19 protein-coding genes and 2 pseudogenes are annotated in these 25,455 nt (G+C 56.4%); 5 read left to right on the top strand and 16 right to left on the bottom strand.

Annotated elements, in window-relative coordinates; all coding sequences use genetic code 11:
- Window positions 1-71: 71 nt before the first annotated feature.
- The 16 genes and pseudogenes from AO501_RS32570 to AO501_RS36635 all read right to left on the bottom strand — a co-directional run bounded on the left by AO501_RS32570 (window position 72) and on the right by AO501_RS36635 (window position 19,636).
- Window positions 72-2,966, bottom strand: coding sequence for an RND family transporter (locus AO501_RS32570; RefSeq protein WP_055581690.1), 2,895 nt, complete (start codon window positions 2,964-2,966; stop codon window positions 72-74).
- Window positions 2,963-3,388: an MmpS family transport accessory protein gene (locus AO501_RS36665; RefSeq protein ID WP_082658986.1), complete on the bottom strand. Its 426-nt coding sequence runs from the start codon at window positions 3,386-3,388 to the stop codon at window positions 2,963-2,965. The genes AO501_RS32570 and AO501_RS36665 overlap by 4 nt, the downstream gene beginning before the upstream one ends.
- A 38-nt stretch (window positions 3,389-3,426) precedes the next feature.
- On the bottom strand, window positions 3,427-4,581 hold the full coding sequence (locus AO501_RS32565; protein WP_055581689.1) for an acyl-CoA dehydrogenase family protein: 1,155 nt from the start codon (window positions 4,579-4,581) through the stop codon (window positions 3,427-3,429).
- Window positions 4,578-5,078, bottom strand: coding sequence for a GNAT family N-acetyltransferase (locus tag AO501_RS32560; protein ID WP_055581688.1), 501 nt, complete (start codon window positions 5,076-5,078; stop codon window positions 4,578-4,580). Before AO501_RS32560 ends, AO501_RS32565 begins: the two co-directional genes overlap by 4 nt.
- Complete coding sequence (locus tag AO501_RS36660) at window positions 5,075-6,052, bottom strand: amidohydrolase family protein (RefSeq protein ID WP_197420006.1); 978 nt, start codon at window positions 6,050-6,052, stop codon at window positions 5,075-5,077. Before AO501_RS36660 ends, AO501_RS32560 begins: the two co-directional genes overlap by 4 nt.
- 248 nt (window positions 6,053-6,300) lie before the next feature.
- Window positions 6,301-7,824: an AMP-binding protein gene (locus AO501_RS36655; RefSeq protein ID WP_082658984.1), complete on the bottom strand. Its 1,524-nt coding sequence runs from the start codon at window positions 7,822-7,824 to the stop codon at window positions 6,301-6,303.
- Entirely contained in the window at window positions 7,790-8,611 is an 822-nt protein-coding gene (locus AO501_RS32550; protein WP_055581686.1) for a 2,3,4,5-tetrahydropyridine-2,6-dicarboxylate N-succinyltransferase, read from the bottom strand. Before AO501_RS32550 ends, AO501_RS36655 begins: the two co-directional genes overlap by 35 nt.
- Window positions 8,612-9,781 (bottom strand): pyridoxal phosphate-dependent aminotransferase, encoded by a 1,170-nt coding sequence (locus AO501_RS36650; RefSeq protein ID WP_156452908.1) that lies wholly within the window; start codon window positions 9,779-9,781, stop codon window positions 8,612-8,614.
- Window positions 9,781-11,076 (bottom strand): diaminopimelate decarboxylase, encoded by a 1,296-nt coding sequence (locus AO501_RS32545; RefSeq protein WP_063892976.1) that lies wholly within the window; start codon window positions 11,074-11,076, stop codon window positions 9,781-9,783. The genes AO501_RS36650 and AO501_RS32545 overlap by 1 nt, the downstream gene beginning before the upstream one ends.
- A 29-nt stretch (window positions 11,077-11,105) precedes the next feature.
- Entirely contained in the window at window positions 11,106-11,816 is a 711-nt protein-coding gene (locus tag AO501_RS37580; protein ID WP_197420005.1) for a class I SAM-dependent methyltransferase, read from the bottom strand.
- Between the two features lie 11 nt (window positions 11,817-11,827).
- Window positions 11,828-13,195, bottom strand: a complete 1,368-nt coding sequence (locus AO501_RS32540; protein ID WP_156452906.1) for a hypothetical protein — start codon at window positions 13,193-13,195, stop codon at window positions 11,828-11,830.
- Window positions 13,196-13,217: 22 nt separating this feature from the next.
- Entirely contained in the window at window positions 13,218-14,840 is a 1,623-nt protein-coding gene (locus AO501_RS36645) for a GMC family oxidoreductase (RefSeq protein WP_082658982.1), read from the bottom strand.
- The gene (locus AO501_RS32525; RefSeq protein ID WP_055581682.1) at window positions 14,837-15,682 is read right to left on the bottom strand and encodes a TauD/TfdA dioxygenase family protein; all 846 of its coding nucleotides are present in this window, start codon (window positions 15,680-15,682) and stop codon (window positions 14,837-14,839) included. The genes AO501_RS36645 and AO501_RS32525 overlap by 4 nt, the downstream gene beginning before the upstream one ends.
- Before the next feature lie 23 nt (window positions 15,683-15,705).
- Complete coding sequence (locus tag AO501_RS36640) at window positions 15,706-16,890, bottom strand: asparagine synthetase B family protein (protein WP_231752693.1); 1,185 nt, start codon at window positions 16,888-16,890, stop codon at window positions 15,706-15,708.
- A gap of 159 nt (window positions 16,891-17,049) precedes the next feature.
- Window positions 17,050-17,445: pseudogene (locus AO501_RS40930) on the bottom strand (asparagine synthetase B); the annotation flags it as partial.
- 157 nt (window positions 17,446-17,602) lie between these two features.
- A complete protein-coding gene (locus AO501_RS36635; RefSeq protein WP_197420002.1) occupies window positions 17,603-19,636 on the bottom strand; it encodes an SDR family oxidoreductase in 2,034 nt (677 codons plus the stop codon).
- Window positions 19,637-20,493: 857 nt separating this feature from the next.
- Here AO501_RS36635 and AO501_RS32510 point away from each other — a divergent pair.
- The 5 genes and pseudogenes from AO501_RS32510 to AO501_RS32490 all read left to right on the top strand — a co-directional run bounded on the left by AO501_RS32510 (window position 20,494) and on the right by AO501_RS32490 (window position 25,171).
- Window positions 20,494-20,886, top strand: coding sequence for a helix-turn-helix domain-containing protein (locus tag AO501_RS32510; RefSeq protein ID WP_231752694.1), 393 nt, complete (start codon window positions 20,494-20,496; stop codon window positions 20,884-20,886).
- Window positions 20,887-20,893: 7 nt separating this feature from the next.
- Window positions 20,894-21,367: a hypothetical protein gene (locus AO501_RS32505; protein ID WP_063892975.1), complete on the top strand. Its 474-nt coding sequence runs from the start codon at window positions 20,894-20,896 to the stop codon at window positions 21,365-21,367.
- Window positions 21,364-22,581 (top strand): DUF6545 domain-containing protein, encoded by a 1,218-nt coding sequence (locus AO501_RS32500; RefSeq protein ID WP_055581677.1) that lies wholly within the window; start codon window positions 21,364-21,366, stop codon window positions 22,579-22,581. The genes AO501_RS32505 and AO501_RS32500 overlap by 4 nt, the downstream gene beginning before the upstream one ends.
- Window positions 22,578-24,061 (top strand): annotated as a pseudogene (locus tag AO501_RS32495) (cytochrome P450). The gene AO501_RS32500 and the pseudogene AO501_RS32495 overlap by 4 nt, the downstream one beginning before the upstream one ends.
- A 9-nt stretch (window positions 24,062-24,070) precedes the next feature.
- Window positions 24,071-25,171: a methyltransferase gene (locus AO501_RS32490; protein ID WP_055581676.1), complete on the top strand. Its 1,101-nt coding sequence runs from the start codon at window positions 24,071-24,073 to the stop codon at window positions 25,169-25,171.
- Window positions 25,172-25,455: the final 284 nt, after the last annotated feature.

Genomic DNA, 25,455 nt, shown 5'->3' with positions numbered 1-25,455 from the left:
CGCAGATCAGGTCACGACCAACTCCTGACAACGATGTCTGACCTCGGCGGTGAGGAGTTTCCTTACTGCTATCAAGGCATTGCCGTCGGGCGGGGCGAGATCGTCGCCAGGTCGGCCGCTCGCGTCCGTACGACAGCGGGCGGGCCCATGGGCCGTGAAGTGGCATAGGTCTGCACGCGATGTGGCCACCAGAACCAGCGTCCCAGCAGTGTCGCAGCGGCCGGCATCATAAGCGAGCGGACAATCAGGGTGTCAAACAACAGTCCCACCATGATCGTTGTACCGATCTGGCCGACAACTCGGAGATCGCTGGTCACCATGGCGCCCATCGTGAACGCAAATACCAGCCCCGCGCTTGTGACGACTCTGCCGGTGCTGCCCATAGACCGGATCAGCCCCGTTTTAAGGCCGGCTCCGATTTCTTCCCGAAACCGCGCGGCCAGTAGCAGATTGTAGTCCGATCCGACGGCCAACATGACGATGATGGCCATTGCGAGTACCAGCCAGTGCAGCGGCAGATGCAGCATATGTTGCCAGATCAGTACCGACAGCCCAAAAGACGATCCCAACGACAACGTAACCGTTCCGACAATCACTGCGGAGGCGACTACACTTCGAGTGATAACGAGCATGATCATGAATATCAGGCACAGAGACGCGACTGCGGCAATCATAAGGTCATAGGTAGAGCCATCATGCATGTCCTTAAAGGTCGACGCAGTACCAGTGAGGTAAACGTTCGCGGCCGCCAGCGGAGTTCCTTTTAGCGCCTCTTCTGCCGCTAGCCTGATGCTGTTGATATGTGAAATACCCTCGGCTGTAGCGGGATCGCCCTTGTGCGTGATGATAAAGCGCGCTGAGTCGCCGTTGGGGGACAGGAAAAGCTTCAACCCACGTTGAAAGTCTGGATTGTTGAAGGCTTCGGGCGGAAGGTAGAAGAAATCATCGTTCTTGGCACCGTCGAAGGCCTGTCCCATCACGGTCGCGTTGCGGGTCAGCGCATCCATCTGAGTGATCAACCCGGCGAAAGTGCTCGTCGCCGTCTGGGCGAGATCCTTGACCGTCTGCATCGCTTCGATTAGCGGCGGCAACTGTGCGAGCATTCGCGGCATGAGCCTGTCAAGTTGATCGGTGTTGCGCGTCAAGTTAGTGACATCCTGGCTGAGCTTGTCGATCCCATCGATTCCGTCGAACAGGGACCGTAGTGACCAACAGATTGGAATATCAAAACAGTGGTGTTCCCAATAGAAGTAGCTTCGGATGGGGCGCCACAGGTCGTCGAAATCGGAGATGTGATCCCGCAATTCATCGGTGTCGGCCTGCATCTGCCTGGTATCCCCGGCCATGCCGTGCGTCACGCTCGTGAGCTGTCGTGTCAATCCTTCGATGTGCCAAGAGATGTCGATCATGCGTTGCAGCTCGTTGGTCATTTTGGACATGTCGTCGACGCGGTCTCGCATAGATTTGAGGTTCTCGATCGTGATAGCGCTTTGCGCGCTTAGCTGGAACGGAATGGAGCTGTGGTCGATCGGAGAGCCCAGCGGCCTGGTAATGCTTTGCACCCGCGCAATGCCGGGCGTGTGAAAGACCGCCCGTGCAACCCGGTCCAGGATAAGCATGTCGGTCGGGTTGCGTAAGTCGTGGTCGGCCTCGATCATCAGGAGTTCTGGTTCCATACGGGCTTGCGAAAAGTGGCGATCCGATGCTTTGAAGCCGATGTTCGATGGCGTGTCGGCTGGAATGTAATAGCGCCCGTCGTAGCCGGTGTGATAGCTCGGCAGCACAGCTAGCCCAATCAGCGACATCACCAATGTGGCGACGAAGACCGGGCCGGGCCATCGCACCACAACGGTGCCGATCCGGCGCCAGCGCCGCGTCGATATTTTCCGTTTAGGGTCGAACGCTCCGAATCGGCTGGTGACGGCGATCACGGCCGGAGCGAGGCTAAGGGAGGCTGCGATCACTACAAGCACCGAAATCGAACAAGGCCATCCAAGCGTGTTGAAGACCGGCAACCTAGTGAAACTCAGGCAGTACATCGCGCCGGCGACTGTCAAACCCGATCCCAGGATCACCTGGGCCGTTCCTTGAAACATGGCGAAGTACGCAAGCTTTCGGTCTTCTCCAGCAGCGAGGGCTTCCTGGTAGCGGCCAATCAGGAAGATCATGTAGTCAGTAGAAGCCGCGATCGCCAGTGCGACTAGCACATTCACCGCGAAGCTAGACAAGGCTATGACGTTGTTGTCGGCTAGGGTGGCGACCGCTCCCTCGGCCGCGAGCAGCTCAATCCCCACCGTCAGCAGAATGAACAGCACGGTTATGAGTGATCGATACGTCATCAGTAGCATAAGTGCGATTACGACGACGGTGATCATGGTGATCTTCTCAAGGCTTCGGGTGGCGTAAGCATTTTGATCGCCATTGAGCGGACCGGGGCCGGTCACATAAGCTTTGATTCCCACCGGCGCTGGCACACTATCCACGATGCGCTCAACGGCGGCGACTGAATCGTTCGCCACCGCGCTGCTTTGATCCCCGGTCAGGTAGAGCTGGACGTATGCGGCTTTACCGTCGGTGCTCTGTGAGCCCGCCGCGGTCAGGCTGTCGCCCCAGAAGTTTTCGACATACTCGACATGAGTCTTGTCTTCAGATAGCTTGGCGATCAGGCTGTCATAGTACCGATGTGCGCTGTCGCCCAGCTTGTCTCGGCCCTCCACGACCACCATTGCCATGGTGTCGGAATCGAATTGCTGAAAGTCCCTACCGATGCGCTTCATGTCGAGCAAGGACGGTGCATCGTGTGCGCTCAACGAGACCGAACGTGTTCCCGCAACTTCGTTCAGTGGCGGCGTCGTGGTATTCACGACGACAGTTAGCGCCACCCAAAATAGAATGACAGGCAGCGCCAGCCAACGGACCGTCCGGGCGGCGCCAACGAGCCAGCCGCCGTCAATTTCGCCGCTCATGCAGACTTCACGAGACAGCTGGTCTCGGCGTTGTGTGACTCCACCATAAGTTGGTCGCGCACAACGTCATTGACAGTGATACGGCACCCGAGGCGTTCACTGTCGCCCTGCGCAACCACGTTCGCGACAACCGCGCTGAGAGTAGTTTCGATTCGCAGCGACCAGGGTATTTTCGCGTTATCGACTTGCTGCGGTTGGGCCTCGGCATCTAGATAGTGGATTGTCGCTGTCGCTCCAGCTGGGCCGAAGACCTCATAGAGGACATGTTTGGGATTGAAGGCAACGATCGTCTCAGCGTTCCCTGCGTCCGAAACATGTCGATTTGAACCGAAAACTCCGTGTAGCCGCGAAACGGTGATGGTGCCGATTGCCGCTATAACGACGATGACGATTGGAATCCAGAAGCGTTGGAGGCGTGTCATTTGACCAGTGTTTCCGTTCAGCTACTCACAGATTGCGGCTAAAGTGCGCGACCAATGATGTCCTTCATGATTTCAGTGGTTCCGCCGTAAATGGTTTGTACGCGGGAATCCATGAATGCCTGGGAAATCGGGTATTCGCGCATGTACCCGTAGCCGCCGTAAAGCTGTAGACAGCGGTCAACGAGATAAACCTGCTTTTCGGTGCTGTACCACTTCACCATCGCCGCTTGCTCTGCAGACAGCTTTTCTCCCATGTGTAAACGGATGAACTCGTCAACCATTATGCGTACAGCAGTCGCCTCCGTCGCGAGCTCAGCCAGGGTAAACCGGGTGTGCTGGAAACTCTTGATAGGCACTCCGAATGCTTTGCGATCAGTCGTGTAGGCGATCGTGTCGTTGAGCACGGATTCCATGACCGCTGCGGCGGTCACAGCGATTGACAAGCGTTCCTGCGGTAGGTTCTGCACTAGGTTCATGAATCCCATGCCCTCCCTCCCCAGGAGGTTCGCAGCCGGAACCCGCACGTCAGCGAAATGTAGCTCAGCGGTGTCCTGCGCGTTTAACCCGACTTTGTCCAGGTTACGTCCGCGGCGGAAGCCTTCCATGCCCCGTTCTACGACGAAGAGGCTATATCCAAACGCGGCCTTGGCTGGATCCGTGCATGCCAACACAATTACAAGATCAGCATTGATTCCGTTGGTGATGAACGTTTTGCTTCCGTTGAGCACGTAGTCGTCACCGTCTTTGCGCGCTCGGGTCTTGATACCTTGAACGTCGGTTCCGGCACCAGGCTCCGTGATAGCGATGGCTGAGATGAGTTCACCGCTACAGAATCCGGGCAACCAACGTCGTTTCTGTTCATCGTTGGTCAGACGGAGCAGATAAGGCGCGGTGACGTCGTTGTGAAGAGGAAACGCGAGCCCAGTGTGCCCGCCGGCCGCGAGTTCTTCGGTAATAATGACGCTATATCGGAAGTCCGGATTCCCTCCTCCTCCATATGCTGTGGGGATACCCACACCAAGGAAACCTTGTTTACCGGCTTCCAGCCAGACAGCGCGATCGACGATCTTGTCTCTGTCCCATTCATCTTTAAATGGCTTGGCCCAGCGCTCGAGGAATTTTCGAAACGAATCTCGGAACAGGTCATGCTCAGATTCAAATAAGGTGCGCGAATATTTAACGGCACTGTTCATACACAGCCGTCCTCGGTGCAGTGGGATGCATCATTCGCCGCAAGATTAAGCGTGAAGAACTGGCTGTACGGATCTAACGTGTATTCTCCGAAAGGACCACACTCCCAAAAGCCATGCTTCAGATACAGTTGCCGCGCAGGCTCAAAGAATGGCGTGGAACCAGTCTCAAGGCTGAGGCGCTGTAGCCCTTGTTGGCGTGCGTAATCCACGATGTGATTGAGCAGTGCAGAGGCGATACCTGAACGCTTTCTTTCAGGCGTAGTACGCATCGACTTTATTTCGCCCTCGACTGGCCCCAATCGTTTCAGTGCCCCGGTTCCAATGATTACTCCACCATCGTCCAGGACTACCCAAAAAGTCACGTTATCCATGCGAAGCCCGTCTATATCTAGCGCATGCTTACTGTCTGGAGGCGTGACGTCGCGCATCTCCTGAATATGGTCATCGAGAAAGCGCTCGATCTCGGGACCGCTAAGGTCATGTACAACTATCTTCATAGTGCACCGGCGATCCCTTCCGACTTCCGAGTGACCGAATAATCCGTGGTAGTTTTCTTGTTCGCGAGCAGTCGTCGTGCGTTTCCAGCCAGAAATAACTCGATGTCGCGGTCGGCCATACCATCCGGAAACACAGAGTCGGTCCACAAGCGCGCGACAAAATCTCGTTGTTTACCCTGAAGGCGAAACACCGGATAGTCAGTTCCGAAGAGAATCTTATGGGCGATGCCGTAAGTAAACAACATTCGTAGCCCAGCCGATCCGCCAACTGCCTGGTAACCGCTCACGTCCAGATACACATTCGGGCGATTCGTGCACAGCATGATGCATTCATCCCGATATTGAACCGAGCCATGCGCTAAAACGAAGTCGACGTCGGGATAGTCAAGTGCTGCACGATCAACAGTGAGAGGAGCAGCCGCTGCAAACTCCAGAGTTGGCGTTGTGGCACCGATATGGGTTAGCACCGGTAGCCCATACTCCCGGCAAACATCGTAAAATGGATATAAGCGCGGATCGGAGATTGTGTAGCCACAAGGCGGGTACAATTTTAACCCGTCGAAGCAGTACTCCTTGATACATCTCTCAAAGAGATCTACACCTTTCTTACCCCAGCGAGGGTCCAGGCCGACAAATATCTTGAAACGCCCTGGGTGACGTTCCTGTATCTGGCAATGATGATCGATTTGCTTCTCGATTGTCGGAGTGGAATCTGGCCAGACATAGGTAAAATCGGGCAAGAGAAGGACCGACAGCTCGATACCGGCTTGGTCCATCTCTTGAACCAGCGAATCGCACCACGGATCACGCAAAGTACTCAGATACATCGCCTCTGCGTTCGCCCAACTTGGCGAAACATTGCGAGCCTTTAGGGCCACTATCATATTTTCGATTACTCCCCGCCGAAACTCGGCGGGGAAGAAATCAGTCGACGCGACGTGACAGTGAAAATCGATAATTGGAGAGTTCCACATATTAGGCCAACCTCCGTGTAACATCGATCAGGTCACTTACTTTCTCTGCATCGAATAGCTCATCGGCAAGTTGAAATAAATCGCCGGGCAATCTTTGATCTAAAGTAAAGCAAAGGCTCATAAGGCCCACAGAGTCCAATCCGAGGTCGCTCGATAACGACATCCATGGCTGCACTCCGCCAGGCGGTACCGAACCGCCCATCGATGACTGGACCGTCTCACACACCATCTTCTCGAACTCACCATCATTAATCATTGCAGCACCCCTTGGATATACATAATTTTGCGACTGCGCGTCTGTTGAGCTTTTGGTTTCCAGTCAGAATTCCCGACTCCACCGTCAACTCGGTTGCTGGACGAAACATCAACGTGGCGACTCGACTATACGAAGGCAGCGTTCGATTAATCCGTGTGATGTGGGCACGCACGGCATGCTCTTCGATGCTTTGTGGATTGTCTATCCACACTACGCCATGAAGTATGGAATGGTCAGTCGAGAGTTGAACGCACGACCGGATTACAGTGTGATGACCGTCGATTAGACGCTCGATCGCTTCTGGATTAAGTTTTACGCCGCTCCGCGTAATCAGGATCGATTTCTTTCGACCGTTTAAGACTAAATAGCCGTCATCATCAAGATATCCCAGATCACCGGTCGCAATCCAGCCGTCGGATCTGAATGTTGCCTGCTCAGGGTCGGTGCCCCACACATAACATCTGGCTTGGTTGGCGTCGCTGCGCACGATCAGCTCTCCATCCACGTCAAAAGCGACCGACAATCCCGGTACCGGGCGTCCGCTAGAGCCACGCTTGAACGCCTGTGGCAAATTCATACTTATCCAACCGACCTCCGTTGACCCGTAAACCTCATACAGCGGTATCTCATGATCACTGGCAAAATCCAGTAAAGCAGGTGGAACTGGCGCTGATCCGGTCAACATCAGCCGAATATGCTCGCCGAATACGGACGTCCAATTTGGGATTCGTGTAAGTATGTCGAAGAAGGACGGGGGTCCCAAAACGACCGACGGCTGTACTCGCGCCATCATTTGGTAGAGTCGCGGGTGAGGAATGATCGCACTAGCCGCTCCATATCGTATGGAAACATTGCACAGCAAGCGCTGTTGAAAGTTTGAGAATGGTAGGACGACCAAAATCCTATCGTCGCTATTGATGCCCCACGACCTCCCGGAGAGGGAAATAGTTCTGTTAATTCCGGCATGGGTCAGAGCGATAGCCTTCTTTTCCCCAGTAGTGCCAGATGAAAAGCTAATCGTTGCGACACCGTACGGTATTGCACGCGCTGGTAAGTTCCCCGAGCGAAATTTTATGCCAGGAGCTAAGGTCTGGCCCTCAGTAGGGTCATCATCTGGTAAATCAGCTGTCAACAGCGCCTTGAGTCCAAGGCGCTCAGCAGCCTGATTAATGTCATCGGCCGTTTCCTCCACCGGTAAGGCAACAGGCACGCTACCCACAGACAGCAGCGACAAGTCGGCCAATAGCCAAGCGTATCCGTTGCGGCCAGCGACGCCCACCGGATCGGAAGCTTTGATGCCCAATTTCTTAAGTATGAGTCCCACACGCATGACGTCGTCCATGATTTCAGCGAAAGTGCGCTCATACTGTCCACCGTCGTGATAAACAAAGCTGAATTTCTGTTCCGGAGCATTTTGTAGCCCAGGCAGCAACGTTTTTTCCCACAACGTTGGACAACGCTCATCCTCCATCATGTCGCCTTCATGCTGCGAAGCCGTGCTGACGGAATAGTTCATCAATCGCTAATTTGTCAATTACGGAACCTTCTGCTAGACGCTTAAGTACTAACAAGCACGGAACACCGAATTCACCGCCGCTGAAGGATCGATTACGAAATGCTGTGACACACACCGACCACGCGGGGGCAATTCCTGGTTCGAGTTCATCACCAGTGGCCGCATCGAAAACATGTGTGGATCCTGTGAGCAATACTCCAGCGCCGAGTTTGGCGCCTTTACGTACCCGGGCCCCCTCTACGACGATAGCCCGAGAGCCAACGAACGCATCGTCCTCAACCGTTACGGGGATCGCGCCGGCTGGCTCAAGGACACCACCTATACCCGCACCACCTGAGATGTGTACGCGCTCGCCGATCTGCGCACATGAGCCGACGGTCGCCCAGGTATCGACCATAGTGTTGCGGCCAATATATGCGCCGATGTTGACGAATGAAGGCATCAATACGGCTCCTGGTGCAAGGTAGCTGCCTCGCCGAGCGATCGCTCCGGGTACCATTCGTACGCCCGGCGGAACCTTCTGCTTAGGGAAAATGCGATCGGCAAATGGTAGATAGCCATTTGATACCGCTTTCATTGGAAATAGACGGAACGCCAGTAAGATCGCTTTACGGACTCGTTCGTCGACAACCACCTCGTCATTCTCGATAGTGGCGACGCGGAGGTCGCCGCTATCCAGTGCATCAATCGACCGCTCGACGGTTTTACGAATATCGTCGTCTTCCGGGGCGATTTCATCCAGTTGCTGCCAAATTACTTCGATTTGTGTCAACAACGCCTCTAGCATTCAAGAATCCCTTCCTGTTGTTCGAGATGCTTCTCGCAGTTTCGCAGGGAAGCCACTCAGGACGGTGCGCAGAGTGTGCAGTCCGGCGATAAGTGAACCCGCTTCGCCTATCGATATTCGGACGCGGCCATGGCCGGCCTCTTCATCTGCTGTAAGGAAGCGCCCTGGCATGATCCGTACCGCTGCTCGGCGCCACGCCGCGCATGCGACACCGAGGTCATCGGTCACCGGGACCCAAGCAAACAATCCCGTGGGGGCTGGGCCGTAGCCGGGAAGGTCCCCGAAGTATTTGTCGACTTCTCGCCAATTCCGTGCGAGCTGCTCACGCGACGTGTGGACATGAGCGTCGTCCGACCAGAGTATGGCTGACATCTGCTGAATCGGCTCTGCTGTGCACACTCCGCACGAACGATTCAACGCGGCGTATTGGCCGACGATATTAGGGTCTCCGGCGACGAACCCGCTGCGCAGGCCCGGGGCGGACGATCTTTTCGATAACGTGTGCAAGACAACCACTTTGGAATATTCGGCCAAGGCACTCAACGCGCCCACGGGTTCCTCGTCCACCCATAGGTCGATGTAACACTCGTCCACTAGGAGCCAGGCGCCGGTTTGCTTTGTGAATTCGGCGATTGCGACTAATTCACCGGCCGAATACGGGCGGCCGCTTGGACTTGCAGGGTTGCACAAAACTACCGCGGCGGTTGGTACGGTCGAATCAATGGCGGTACGGATATTTCGCAACGGATGGCTGTTGCAAGTGTAGTAAGCAGGTTTACCGTCGTGAAGATGGGTAGCCGCAATATATGTCGGGTAATGGGGATCCGGCACGACGACCGAGGAACCACTACCGTGAGCGCGCAGCGCCAGGGCGACCAAGCTGGCAATTCCATGTTTTGTGCCCGGCGTTGGTTCCACAGCCAGCTTATCCAGCTGTTCGGGCTTCAGCCGGAACCGGCGCTTTAGCCAGCCACGATATGCTGCACGTGTTTGAGCGCAGCCCCCGAGCGGTGGATACCGGTCCCAATTTGCCTTTAAGGCCGCCTCCGCGCCGGGCACTGCCATAGGATTGCACAGGCGCGCTTCGCCGAGATCCAATCGTATGGGAGTCTTTCCCCTTGGTGGCTCGATGTCTCCCAGCAGAGCGTTCAGCTGCTCGAAGGCCGTCATCACAGCGCCGCCGCGTTACGTGTCGTCGCGTGCAGCCGTTTATCTATACGAACGACAGTGGCGGCGTAGTCGTCGAAAGTCTCCGCCCGCCTTATCAGTTGGAAGTCGCCTCCGGCTGTCAAAAGTACCTCGGCGGGCCGCAGCCTACCGTTGTAGTTGAACCCCATCGAATGCCCGTGGGCTCCGGTGTCGTGAATCAATGCCACTGCGCCCGGTGAAACGTCGGGCAGAGTTCGTTCAATGGCAAATTTATCCATGTTCTCACATAGTGAGCCGACGACATCCGCGCGTATTTCTGCGTCCAGCTTTTCGTCGCTATCGCTTAGCTGATCCTCGATAGGCGGAAACGTTATATGATGATATGCCCCGTAAAGGGCGGGCCGCATCAATGACGACATGGATGCGTCAAGGCCGATTATTTCACGACCCTTGTGCATCCGGTTGATCACGCGTGAAATCAACACACCATGTGGTCCCGTGATGTACCGGCCAATTTCAGTGCGGACCATGATGTCTCGCTTCCGGAACCGCTCATCGATGACCGCACGAAGTCCGCTCGCAAACTGACGTAAGTCGAAGTCCGCGTCCGATAGCTGATATGGGATTCCAAGGCCCCCGCCAAAGTTAATATACTCAAATTCGATACCCACCGTATGTTCAATATGTACGGCAAGGTTCGCTAAGTCTTGTGCGGCGTTCACCAAATTGATTGCGCTCAGCTCGTTCGCACACGTCATTGCGTGGATACCAAAGCGGTTTGCGCCCAGGTCTTTTGCGACTTGGTAAGCCAACACAGCCTCCGCGCATGGGACGCCGAACTTCGCCGAGTTTGATTGGCCCATCAAGTTAGAAGCGCCTGATTCGATACTTGGCGTAACCCGGAACGAGACGACCGACGGAAGTTTCGGCGCACCGGTTAACGCGGTTAGGTCATCAAACGTTACCAACGCGCCTTGGTCGATCGCATCACTAATTTCTGCAGGCGTGGTGTTGTTCGCGGTGTAAACAACCTTATCGCCCGCAGCTTGGCAGTCTCGTGCGAGGCGCAGCTCGATCGGTGATGCACAGTCAAGGCCACTACCTTCCGCTAACAACATATCGAGAATAGTCGGGTTCGGCAGTGCTTTCACAGCAAAATGCTGCTGAAAACGTATACCTTCAAACGCTGCTGTTAACCGCCGATGGCTAGCTACAATTCCCTCTCCATCGTATACGTGAAAGGGTGTGGGAAATTGGTTTAAGAGGTCGGGCAGTCGCGGCATGAGACGCTCGGCGAAGGTCTTTGATATCGGCATCTACCAAATACCTCTCACCGAACCAATGTTCATCGCGCGACCGCCAGGCCGATGGTTCGGTTGCGCTGTCCGCTAATGGGACGGCTGTACGGGAAGTAATAGCACTCAAGTACAGAGAAACCCTCCTCCGCAAGGGCAGACGAGAGGTACTCACGTGACAAATACCAGAAACCAGGAACTTGCGGGTGGGCTTCGAAAGTTGAAGCCACGCCGTTGCGCCCGTTAAGGCTGAATCCTGCCCCTCGCGGAGCATCATTGGATATCAAGACACAAGTTCTCGCCGCAATCGCGCGGTGAAGCAGGCTCAGAGCATTGCTGATCCCTGCGTCGGTCTCGCAGAGGTGACCGAAAAAGCCGTCCGCGTATACGAAGTCGTACTGTTGTAGCGATGCTGCGGACAATTCCATGAAGTCCGCGCATCGGGCATGGACACCCTTCTGACTGGCAATGCTCACCGCCTCAGGCTGACAGTCGATCGCATCAACTTGGTAACCCGCTTGCACAAGATCGCTTTCAATGAAGGCGTTTCCGCAGCCAAGGGAGATAATTCTCGAGTCGACGTTCAACAGCGAAGCGATCTTGGACCTTATGTGCGAGCGGTATTCAGGTACGAACGTAGATGGAGTGACAGAGTCGCCCAAAGCTCCGCCTTGCTCCCAAATCTGATAAATGCTATTACGTTTCTGGCCACCGGTGTTCCGATCCGCCGTATAATAATCGCGTTCCGTTTGAACATTCATGACAACCATCCTTATACGGGTCCTGGCGCAGTAGCGTTGAGCCACTCTTGGCCGTAGTGAATCTGCACAATCGGCTTCGCTGCAAGTTTGTGCACCAACGGGAGAAGCTTCTGCAGCCCCGGCGGACCATAAGTTGCGAAAAAATCAATAGCGGTCAGTCCGTTTCCGCCCAATAGGTGATCGGCGAGTACGCGGGCCAACGAACGCAAACCTGTCCGGACTGTTCCTGGGTTGCCGCGCAGCACGCCCGCGTGCAGTTCGAGGGCCCCTAGTCGGAGAAGATATTCAAGTTGTAGTCCCATGCCGTCGCTGTCTGGGTATATTCCCAGACCGCGGCCGACATAGCGCAGACATTCAGCCAAGTGGTAGACGATGACGTCGTCGGGGTCGACATCCATAGTCGACGCCCAAACATCCGACAAGATCAATGTGCCGAACACGTCGGCAGCGATTTCCTGCATCGCGACCGAGCACCATCGATCAACTTGGTTGATGGCTTCGTAATCGGTTTCCGCTCTGTGTACAAAGTGGCCGTGTTCGTGGGCAAGCACTCCTAGAGTAGGGATCAACTTAAACTGCGCATCAGCGGAGTCGAATGGCCGGCCGAGATCAAGGTGAGCTTTGGCAAGCGGTGCAGATGCGCCTGAAATCAGGGCGTTATGAGTATTGGCGAAGTAATAAGTTTTCTTGTACGTCGAATGCTTGACTCCCTCGTCTTCGGGCAGAAAATACGCGATGTGCTTTGGGTAGTTGTTCGCCTCACCGGCGCAGTAAAAGATTCTCGTGGCCGCAAAGACGGGCGCAACGCCTTGCCTTAAGGCTGGATGCATCGATCGAAGATATGTGTCCACCGCGTTGTGCTGCTTGGCGACGCGTTGGACTGCGCCTTGTAGGACCGCGTCGACGCGAGCCCCGAAAGCGCTTGGTAGGCCGCGGACTTCTTTGCCGAACCATGTCGACAATTGACCCGCGACAACAACGATGTCCTCGGAAAGGTTTGTCAGTTGCTGGAGGATCTCGGGCGTATACCCCTGAGCGATCGCAGATGCACGTAGTTCCAGGGCCGTGCGGTCGTCGTCCTTTAAGCATTTCGCCATATCCCGCATGACTTTGGCCACGGCATCTGGTGCGATTAACCGCCGTCCCGGTCGCTTTTGCCAGCGCTTGACTTGCGCAAGTTCATAGGCGATGGCATCCGTAAGAACTCCGATGTGCTCGGTCCATGGCTCTGCGACATCTGGCCGTTCTTTGCTGATGTCCAACCTGCATACGCTGTAGGTATCGTGCGGCGGCCAGAACGGATCAATATACCGTTGATAACGCCCTGCTTGCTGCCGGTTGGCAATGTGATCGAATCGATCAATGACGCTTTCTCTCATCGTTGCCTCGCTAATTCTTCGTTCATTCTTCAGCGCCTAATCGAGTTTCGGAGGATGGCCGCGAGCTGGCGACGAGATCCGCTCCCTTTTCGCCGATCATCATCGACGCGGCATTCGTATTGCCCGATACGATGACGGGCATCACTGACGCGTCAATGACGCGAAGCCTCTGAAGACCGCGCACACAGAGGCGGGTATCCACCACTGCAAATGGGTCGACGCCCATCTTGCAGGTCCCCACGGGATGGTAAGAGGTGTCGCCCTGTTCGCGGGCGTAACGAGCCAGGTCATCGTCCGTCCGCAGGCTTTCTCCTGGTTGGGTTTCCAAGCCGCGGAATTCATCGAACGCATTGTCAGCGATCAGAGCACGTGCGACCTTCATGGATTCGATGAGGAGGCGGAGGTCGTTCTGCGACTGCAAAAAACGGGTGTGAATGATGGGGGCTTGCCGAGGATCGGCTGATGCCACGTGAACTGACCCCCTTGCTTTTGGCCGAAGTGGATAAGCACCAATTGTCATGCCGGGCTGATGGTCGAGGCGCCGCGTCCGCGCAGCACCGTAACTCGCCGGCGAGAAGTGATATTGGACGTCTGGTCGTGACTTGTCATCGATACCGATGAAGGCGTGCGCCAACGCAATTGGAACGCTAAGCATTCCACGGCGCTGGGTGAGGTACTTGATGATCTCCCTAGCCAGACGGACTCCGTGAGCATCATCGTTGAAAGTCACGGGATTCTTTACGCGCCAACGCATTCTGACTGCATAATGATCCTGAAGATTTTCTCCTACCCCGGGAAGCTCATGGCGCACGGTAATGCCGGCGTTGCGCAATAGATCTGGAGACCCGATTCCTGAGAGTTCGAGAATCCGAGGTGACTGGATGGCCCCCGCGCTGAGCACCACTTCGCCTTCACAATCTATCGTTTCGATCCGATTACCCAGACGACAGCGGATGCCGCGTGCTGCACCGTCCGCTAGCACAACGCTGTCTACTAATGCTCCGGTTAGCAGAGTGAGATTGTCACGCCGCATTGCCTCGATCAGATAGGTATTCGACGGTGCCGAACGCCGTCCACGGCGGTGATTGACTTGGTAGTAGCCGAATCCCTCTTGGCCGTCTGAGTTGTAATCAGAATTCAGCGAATATCCCAGCGATACGCCGGCATGAATGAACGCGTCCGCCAACTGATGTCGGGTGCGCGGTCGGCCCACATGGATACGCCCAGAGGACCCACGAGTAGGACCTGCGATTGCACTGGATTCTAGGCGTTGGTAGAACGGCATTACGTCGGACCAACCCCAACCCTGACACCCGAGAGACACCCAGTCCTCAAAGTCGGCGGCCTGTCCTCGCACGTAGATCATGCCGTTGATGGCTGCGGAACCGCCGACAACTCGCCCACGAGGAATCGATAGTCGTCGACCACCCAGGGTTGGATCGGGCTGGGTCTGGAAGCACCAGTCAAAATGGGAGTTGCCCAATAGCAATGTTTCCGCGGCGGGTATATCCAATAGTGGCGTGCGGCGTCTGGCGCCAGCTTCCAGAAGCAGTACTCGTCGTGAGGGATCACGGGAGAGCTGCTCCGCGACAATACATCCCGCGGCACCAGAGCCAACTACGATGTAATCCCAGGCCTTTTTCATGTCGCGCCTGCCCTGGTCGTCGACACGGTAGTGCGATGCAGTAACCGGCGGTAGTTTTTATCGTCGTAGTAAGTGGCGCGGTGCATCGCACTGCGGTTGTCCCACAAGACGATGTCTCCGGCTTGCCACACATGTCGATATGTGTACTGCGGTTGGACGGCAAACTCTTGCAGGAAGGTCACCAGGGGCGCCGCCTCAGTTGGGGCCATTCCCCGTATCCGCCAAGGCACATTTCCACCGACGTATAGCGCTTTTCGCTGGTTTTCCTCGTGGGTCCGCACCACCGGTTGAGCGATGTCGGGCCATGATGCCCTTTCTTCGCGGGTGGGTGAGGGACGATCCGGGTAGTTATACGGGCGCGAATCCACCCGGCTGATCATCACTTGCAGCGATTCGACTTTCTCCTTAACCTCGTTAGGTAGGTCGGCATACGCGGCAAACATGTTGGCAAAGAACGTATCTCCGCCTACTGGCGGGATTTCGATGGCGTGCAACATCGACGCGGCCGGAGGGCGCTCTAAGTAATGACCATCGGTATGCCACACCCTGCCGCTGTAGGCTGAGCCGATAGGCTTTTTATTGCGGGTCAGGTTCGACAAGATCAAAATCTCGGGCTGATCTGGATGGTTAAATTGGGACCGCGTGTAGGAGAAGACCTCACCGAAGCGTGCGGTGAATTCAACCTGCTGGCGAGGCGTCATGGACTGCCCTCTAATCAACAACACGGTCGAGTCGATCCAGGCCTCATAAATCTGGTCGAAGATGTGAGCGTCGATCGGTTGGTTGACGTCGATCCCTCGCACCTCTGTGCCTATAAGCGGTGTAAGTGGATATAGTTGCATAGCATCTCCAAATCGGCTTCAATTCAGTCGAGAACAATGGTGTAGTCACGCAGCCATCGGTCAAACTCAACAACTTGGGTCAAAAGACCCGCCGCGCTTGCGCCGCCAGGTAACTTTGTCCCGACTTGATCAGACTCGACCCGCTTCAAGAAATCACCAAAACGACTCCGGTCGAACAACTGTCCAACCACAGAGGTCGTGTCATTAACGATGTCTCTCGCATCCGCTATGAGCTGGGCATCGTATTCAGGGCACCGAATATGGGGATACGCACTCTTCTTCCGTTCCAGTGCAATACGAGGCACAATATCTGATACAGCGGCCTTCAACAATCCCTTGACGCCGCCTTTTGATTTGAATGCCCACGGCGTACTCCATACATATTCAACTAACTTGTGATCGCAATAGGGCATCCGGACATCGAACCCGGCGGCCGAGCTCATACGCTCCTTACGATCGATTACCACTGATAACGGACCAGCCATTCCAAGGAACAGAATTTCCCTTATTCGCGACTCTTTCTTGTCTTCATTTGGCATTCGTGGGGTACGCGAAATAATCTCGTCGTACCTTTCTTGCTCTGCACGATCAGGACGTGCTCGCTCCATCGCATCCGGCGATAGAAAATCCGATAGTTTCTCACTGTCGCCCAGCCATGGGAAAGTATTGCGATTTATGAGCGTCTCGTCAAACAAATATGGGTATCCACCGAACAATTCGTCTGCCGTTTCTCCCGTTAGGCCGACGCGCGATAGCTTACGCATGGCGCGAAATAACACAAACATCGACGCGTCGAACTGTCCCCACGCTGGCATGGCTCGTGCACGCCGAATGTCGGGTAATGCATCGCGGAGTTCGTTGGCCGTGATAGTCAGAGGAATATGTGCTGTCCCCAAGCTTTCCGCCGCTTTCGCGGCGAAGGGAGCATCTAAGTCAGGCCGCAGCTCTGACTGGACAAAATGCGTCCGGTCGCTATCAAAAGAAATGCAAAAAGTAGAAAGAGATTCTAGGCCCTTTGCTCTGCGTTCAGCTTGGACCAAACCAGCGACCGCGGTCGAGTCTAATCCGCCAGACAACATCGCAGAGTCAGCACCGACGCAGCGATCTCGCACGGCGTTTTCTAGTAGCTCGCGCACGCGATATACGGACGTGTCGAAATTATCATCGTGGTGCTCATTCGGTAGCGTCCAATACTGCTGTTCACGCACTCCCGAATTACTCGCGCGCAGTAAGTGGCCTGGCCTTAACTCGTGTAGCCCACTGATGGGTGTTTCTCCGCGCAGAGCCAAACGCGGTTGCAAAATGATGGGGAGTACTTCGAGGGACACTCGTCGACTACAGTCGGGGTGAGTCAGAATCGGACCTGGCGTAGACGCGAATAACATCCCCAGTGACGAAAGGTAGTAGTATAGGGGCTTTACACCCATCCGATCGCGACCCAGAACGAGTTCCTTGCATGTGCTATCCCATAAGGCAAATGCATATTCACCTTCGAATCGTTCAGCGATACCCTCGCCCCATACGGTATATCCGATTCGCAGCACCGTAGCGGGAGAAGAGTTTGGCGCCAAAAGTTCGCCGCGGGCGGCCAGCTGCCCGATTAAATCGCGCAAATTGGTCAGCTGGCCACAAAAGGCCGCCGTCACTCTATCCGCTGGGCCATCCGCTCGCGTTCCTGCTAACTTAGGGCATGCTCCGAATGCGACGTCACCCGATTCAGCGCGCCACTGCCAAATGCCCGTACCGTCACACCGCGTAGGCATCTGACTCAGCATCGACCGTATTTCTTCCGGATCGACGATGCGATTGTGTTGAAATGATCCGACTAAGCCGCTCATCGGCCGAAGGAAACCCTACGTTGCCGGCAATTACACCGTGGCTTTTTTTGGAGACGCATCAGACTCAAATTTAATGTCAGCTTCATGAGCTCCTCCCCAAGCTGGCAGCCTCGGCGATAACTTCGCTCTGCACGAGGGCCCGCGCCACAAATTTTTCAGCGTAATCGATGTAGATTTTGTCCCAATACAGCGAAAAGTGATCGCCACCGTTCACCATATGAAATTGGCAGCCAGGCATCATCTCTGCCACTAAGTGCGATGATTCGGGACTTACCGTGAGGTCTTCATTACACGTCAACACAAGGGTCTTCGACGCGTACGCGGTGTTTATCCGGGGACCACCGTCAAAGAACCCTGATAGCAGCCGTGCATATGTGAAGAGGTTTTCGGCTGATTGGAAGGGCAAGCTGGCGAGGTAGATGTCCTGGGCTGATGCAGACGCGAGCAACTTCGACGCGGCTGCGCTGGACCTACTCGCCGCACCCTCGCGAGCGAAAATACCCTTAAAGAACATTTCGGCATATTTGGGATCGGCCGCGATGCGCGGCATTGAATTGGCCATGTTGGCCTCAAATGCCGTCTGCTTGCAGTTCTCGAAATTATATCCGCCATTAAGGAGTGCCAAGCCCGTTAGCTCGCCATGCCACCTCGATGCGACCTCTAACGCTATTCTCGCCCCCGTGCACCACCCTATTATTATCGCTGCTTCTGCACCCGTCGACGAAAGTATCTCGATTCCGTCCTGTATTTGGCGGTCCAGGTCGGTCTGAATGCTGCGCGCCTCATTACCTCCGCTCGGTAAGGCGCGAGACTCCCATGTGATTACTGGCGATAGCTTGGAAAGCTTTTCGGCCAAAGGCGCAAGGAACTCGATCGGCATACCTACGGCGTTGCATAGTAATATCGCAGTGCGCGTCTTTTGCCTTGCGGAGGAGTATACGTTCAGCACACTGCCGTCGGAGGCCTTCTCACGAGTATGCGTAAAGATCGTTCCAATATCTCTCCCATCTAGTGTTTTGAGCGCCTCGTCCACATATTTCGCGAATTCTGACGTTGTTATTCGGGAGGATGCAGCGACCGAGGGAACAAAATTACGGTCTGAACGGAAGTAGCTTCTGTAGAATTCAGTCCGCTGATCGAGTAGCTTCTCCAGCCCATTCATATCAGCTAGTGGGTGGTCACTGATTTGCCAGGACCACGCACCGAGCTTGTTCCGTACGATATCGAATATTTCACCATTGGTGGGGCCACCTGAGCTCACCAAGTGGGCTATTGTGTAATCTTCCGTGCTGGGATCTGTGTTGATGATCACGCGTAATTGGCGCATCAGTTCATCCACGGGTATAAGGTTGACAGTAGCGGTGCCGGATACCCACATTCGGACGCTATTTTCCTTATTGGATAACATTGTTCTTATATTATGGAACTCGCGAAGGAATCCATATAAACCGGAAGACGCGCCGCCAGGACGCATGGTTTGGGAGTTTCCAATTACGACCGAGGGTCTTATTACAACTATTTTTGGATTCGAATGGCCATGCTCGTGGGGGGCCTTGGATTCGGCTTCTATTCTGAGATATGCTTCGGCCTCACATTTTGTTCTCTCGTAATGGTTATTAAATGGCCCAAGAGGATCGTGCGGCTCGGGATGTATTGTTCCCTGTTCCGTTCCGCATGTGTAGGCCGTTGAGCAATGGTAAAGCTTGGCCGCGCCTAATATCTTTGCTAATTCTAGTACATTTTTGCTGCCCTCGACATTTGCAAGCTCAATATCGTGTTGTCGTCTATCTTCATAATTTAGGGAAGCTGCGAAGTGCCAGATCTGGAGTGGTTTGCCGTTCTTAATTATTTGCAGGTCTTCATCGTTTATGCCGAGCATGGGGTTGCTAATGTCACCACGGATGATCGTTATTCGATCGAAGATGTCATCGAGGTCGTGTCGAATGAGGTAAGATTCATCCGCTCTGACGAGGGCGCTTCGCAGTTTGTCCGCGCGCTCCGCATCGGATAGTCCCCGCACTAGCACATACGCGCTCGATACTTCCTTGCCCACAAAGTTGAGTACGAAGTGTGCGCCCAGAAAACCTGTAGCTCCGGTTATCAGTGCAGTATGCAAATCCCTGCCCTTCCTGTATGGCGGGTTTTGGTGTGTCGGAACTTCCGATGAGATTTAGTCGGCGACTCCCACGGCTGATAGCACTAGGCGATGGGCGAGAATGTTCGTCCGTTGGACCCGCCCCACCGAGCGCTCTTGCATTTCAAGCGAAGCGCCGATATTGGCGCCCGGACTGATGCGGGCAAGGATTTTAAAATCGACTGAGACATCGCTGCGCGTGGGCGCGTTCAACATGAGCGCCCACCTCGGCGAACGTGCATATCGCCTACCGCGCGGTGCTCGGGCGAGACGTGTCGATGAGTGTTGCCATGCACGGGTACGTTTATAACAGTATATGTTAGGTACTGCAACGTGTGCTGGCAAAGATGCCGGGCTAGGTCGTTAGGCGTTGCTTCAAGGGCATCGAGGATCGGCCACGCACAGCGCACCCATGACCGGCGTGATTGGAGTCTGGACCGAGCGCGGGGTGTGCCGCGAAGGCAGAATCGTAAGAATCAGATCTCCGTTATCGCGGTGTCGGCCCAACCATGGTGTGCACGGGCTCTCTCCAATGCGGCGGTGGCTGTCGTGATCAGCCTGGTTAATGACATCCCTCAGCAGGATGGTTGTCGCGGGCCGCAGGGCACTCCGAGCAAGCGTTCGCTCGCCAGGACACCCGCAAACCACAGGACGGGAGCGGCCATACACACCCGTGGATTCAATGATGGGCAACTGGTAACGTCAGTATACGAGGATGGCGTCCCGGATGAAATGAGAGTCGGTTGGATCGCGGCAGTGCACCAGACGACGTGCAACCCGGTGGCGGTGCTGAAAGTGGGTCGGATCTAGCGGTCAAGCTAAACAAGCTGTTCGAGATTATGCGCAAACCCTCCGACCCGCAGCTATCGAACGCCGCCGCAGCAGCGGCCATTACGAAGGCGACCGGAGTATCAATCAGCGCCGCCTACCTATGGCAACTCAGGAGCGGCATCAAGAACAACCCGACAGTGCAACATCTACGGGCTATCGCAGACTTTTTCGGTGTGCCGGCTTCCTATCTGATTGATCGCGGCACCGATGAGAAAGTCGAGGCGCAGCTGGCTTTGGTGCATGCTTTGCGTGACAGCGGCGTAAGGGATTTGGCCATGCGCACGTCTGGACTGACTCCCGAAGCCATCAGAAGTTTGGCGGCGATGGTCGATGAGGTTCGCAAACTTCAAGACCTGCCCGCCATGCCTCCGGGAGGAGGGCCTGGTCTCGATGACGCCTAATGCTGACATGTTTGCGCTGGTGCGTACTCTGCCCATCCCAGTACCCTGGGATCGCACCGCCTTCATCGATGGTGTTGCCCGCCTGCGCGGCCGGCCGATTCGCGTGGTCTCCACGGTAGACCAGCTCGCGTTCAGTCCGTGCGGACTATGGATGAAGCGCGACAACGATGACATCATCATCCACGAAGCGGGCACCTCGGAATACCACATTGACCAGATCGTGTGCCACGAAATCGGGCACATGGTGCTGGAGCACGACGGTGGCCCGCGCGGGGTGTCGAGCGATGATTACCACTCTAAAATGATTTACGCGACCGCTCTGGCGGGTTTGGACCCCAGCACAGGGGTGATACTGGGCCGCATTAGTTTCGACGACGACCGTGAACGTGATGCCGAGATGTTCGCGTCGATGGTGATGCTCGCGTCCGCGGAAGGTGGAGCGCAAAATTCGATGATGAGCAGCGTGTTTTTCCGCCCGTGAGCTCGTCGACCGTGCCCGGCATCATCGCCTGGCCTTTGATCGCGTTCATGACGCTGATACTGGCCGGGCGCTATCGATGGTGCAACAACAACCTCTACGACAGGTACTTCAACAGCACATTGGTGTTCATGCTGTTAGCTCAGTTGCTGCGAGAGCATCTGGTGCAGAACATACTCGTCCGAACGGCCTTGATGACGATGCCTGGCACGTGGCAATTGGGAACCGCTGTAATGAGTTACAGCTACACCGAATTCATCGGGTTCACCATGTTGTGGTCTGGGATATCGGAAGCCGAGACCCGCAGCAAACACAAGTATTATCGACTGGGGGCCGTGCTGCTTGTTGTCGGATTATTCATCTTTGGTACGCGCGCGCGGTACGCCGCAGAATCGCTTGAGTTCACGACTGGATGGGACTCCGTGACGACCTTGACGTGCGTGACGGGCACATTGGTGGTCGTGGGGGCGCGCGTGGTTTGGCATTCGCTGCGCGAGCTCCGTATCGCTAGCCGGCGGCGGGAACGCTTGATTGCGGTCAGCACACTGGCAATGGGTCTGGCGGGCGTGGGGAATGTGGTGCAAGAAGCCGCCCTGCAGATTTCGGACCAACTCGGCTGGACGCATACTGCCGACTTTAGACAGCAGTACCACGCGTCCGGTCTTTTCTTCATGATCTTAAGTGTATTTATGACTGCCGCTGTCCCGCTTGCAGTTAAGCTACGTCGATCACTCGGATTGGATCCCGTCAGCCGGAGCTGGGCCAAATTGCAGCCGCTGCGGCGGGCCCTGAGAACCGTTGTCCCAGAATGTGTCTTCAACGCTGACGATGACGAGCCAGGCCGCCGGAAAACGGTGCTGCACCTCCACCACACCGTGGTCGAGATCCGTGATGCCATGTTGGGACTGCGTCCGTATTTCCGCGAAATACCCGACCGGGAACTGAACCGCTTTCTCCCCAAACCCCACGCGGTGCCGGCGCGTGAGCGCGACGCGGCTACGGCAGCCCTGCGCCTGGCTCGCGCCGTGGCTACCAAAGCCGCCGGCGGCACGCCGGAACCCATCGACTCAGCACTGGTCGTCGCGTCCCAAGCCTCAACCCTTCACCAGGAAGCAGCCGAACTGGTAGCGCTAGCGACATGGTGGCCCGCCGCCTGCGCAGCTACTGAACACGTCGTGGACTCTGCCCCCAACACGAAAGCGAACCTGCCCATATGACCTCGTCTTCCGCGACACTGATCCCGCACTCCCGCTTCCGGCTGCCCCTGCTCGGGGATCTGTTCACCATCGACTTCGCCAGCCCGGTGCTGGGCACAGCCGACAAACTACGCAAGTCCAGTGCCGGAATCTTCGAGCAACGCATCTTCGCTTTGTCGGCCATCGCGGTCGCCGATGCCGGGTTGATTGACGAGGTGAACGACGAAACTCGGTGGCAGAGGCACGTCGGACCGCTTGTCGACAAAATGCGGCTCACCCTAGGGGACGGCCTGTTTACCGCCTACAACGATGAACCCAACTGGCGCAAAGCCCACAACATCTTGATGCCGGCGTTTACCAAAACCGCCATGAAGAATTACCACGATCGCATGACGGCCACAGTGCGTGAACTCATCGAGGCATGGCACCCCCGCAGCACAGAACAACCCTGGATCGATATCCCTGACCAAGCCAACCGGCTCACCGTCGAAATCCTCGGGCGAGCCGGGTTGGGCTACCCCTTTGGCACACTCAATGATCCCCGCGAGAACGCGTTCAGCGCCGCCATCACCAGTGAGCTGGGCTACGTTCGGCGCGCGATGCGCGTCGACCCGATACCGTTTTGGACTCAACTCTTCGGGAAAAGGCGCTATCAACAGCATGTGGCCGACCAGGAATTTATCCGCCAACTGGTCGCCGATGTCGTTGCAGCGCGCCGTGACAGCCCCGCGGCAGATCGGCGCCATGACATGCTTGAGGTCATGCTCCACAGCGCCGATCCCGACACCGGTGAGCGGCTCGACTTCGAGAACGTCATCAACCAGATCCTCACGTTGATGGTTGCTGGGACTGAAAGCTCGGCCAACACGATCTCATTCGCTTTGCACTACTTGTCCACCCGCCCCGACGTCGCCGCCGAAGCCCGAGCCGAGGTCGACCATCGCTGGCCCGGCACCGACTTTCCTAACATCGAATTCGAGGACATCGCCAAGCTGCGATACCTGCGTCGCGTCGTCGATGAAACCCTGCGGCTGTGGCCCGTAGTCCCTGGTTACTACCGTCAGGCCCGATGTGACACGACGCTCGGCGACGGCAAATACCGTTTCCGGCAAGGGGATTGGGTGGCGGTCGTCCTGTTGGCCGCTCACCGCTCACCGGTCTGGGGCCCAGACGCCGACGCATTTAACCCCGACCGGTTCCTGCCCGAAAACCTGCGCAAGCTCCCCCCCACACCTACAAACCCTTCGGCACCGGCCCCCGCGCATGTATCGGCCGCCAATTCGCACTGCACGAGATCGTGTTGACACTGGCCGCGATCCTGCACCAATTCGACCTAGAACCCAAGCCCGGCTATCATCTCACGATCGCGGAAACCCTGACGCTGAAACCCGCCGACTTCCAGCTACGGGTTCACCCGCGCCGCCGCGTCGGCCCCGACCAGCCCCAAGCCTCCAGCGGCGCCCGCCTTGACCTCCCTGGCCATCTCAGCGACCGGCGATAAGTTTCGTCGATGCGCGTTCCCGTCTTTCGATTGCCGCTGTGGACGGCGCGCGCCGTACTCGGCGCCCGTCGCCGGGTGCTCGATCTCGCGGATATCCCAGTGCCCGGAGAATTCGTGCTGTTCTTCGATGTCACGTTCGGACTGCAGAAGCTGAAAATCGCTGGCGCGCTTGTCTCGTCGGGGCTCGCCGATGCCCTCGGTAAGAGTGCACACGATCCGGTCGAATTGGCACACCAACTAGGACTCGACCCAGACGTGACAGTCAGAATCGTCAACGCCGCGAGCGCATCGCGGCTCATCCGACTGGATCGTCACGGCCGTGCGCGCCTTACAAAGGTTGGTGCGCCACTGCGCCGCGACCACCCCAAATCGCTGGCCTCCTGGGTTGCCTACTACGCCCACCCCGACACCGCAGCCATATACGTACCCCTCGGCGCGCAGCTGCGCGAGGGAGCCCAAACCTCGGGATATCAACGGGCATTCGGCCAGTCACTATGGGAGTACCTCGACGATCGCCCAGACATGAGAGCCACATTCGCAGAAGCAATGCGCCAACTGTCCGAGTTCGACCTGGCCGGCATCGTGCGCACCTACCCATGGCCACGCCGTGGAGTCATCTGCGATGTCGCCGGAGGGGTCGGTCACGTGCTTGCGGCCATCCTCGAACATCGCCCTCACGCTCGTGGCATCCTGGTCGATTCACGCGAGGTCATCGAACAAGCAGACGGATTTCTGCGCGAGCGGGGTGTGGCCGACCGCATCGAGCGCCGCGTCGGTGACCTGTTCGGCCAGCTCGACGCTAGTGCTGACGTCTACACGATGAAATGGATCCTGCACGACTGGGACGATGATGCCTGCCGCGATATCCTCACGCGGATCCGCACCACTATGCCGTCCGGATCGAAGCTGGTCACGATCGATATGCACCACGAACCAGGCCAACTGAACACACTGTCAGCGACGATCGACGTGCTCATGCTCGTGTCCTGTCAAGGTGGCCGGGAACGCTCCCCGCAGCAGGTACATGCCCTGATGCGCGACGCCGGACTCGTCCCCGGACGAATCCGCCACTACGGGCCGACCATGCTGGTCGAGGCGATCGCCCCGTAGGGCTCTGTGTCGCAATAGCCACACCACTGCCGTGCCCTGAGGCAGACTTTGACCCGGTGCCAGGACTCGATCCGACCGCCGGCCACATGGGATAGATTAACGACTTGTCACTAACATGAAGTGTTACTGCCGCACCCATCATTTGATGAAAACCTTCTGGGGCTGGACCGAGAAACAACTCGCCGACGGCACCCTGATCCTGATTAGCCCGGGCGGGGACACCCACGTCACCACCCCCGGGTCTGCGCTGTTGTTTCCCAGCCTGTGTCACGCGGTGGGCGGCA

Origin of the sequence: Mycobacterium gordonae, from assembly GCF_001417955.2 — a bacterium.
Classification (GTDB): Bacteria; Actinomycetota; Actinomycetes; order Mycobacteriales; family Mycobacteriaceae; genus Mycobacterium; species Mycobacterium gordonae_B.
Note: the sequence above shows the minus strand (reverse complement) of the source record. Positions and strands in the feature narration are given on the sequence as shown.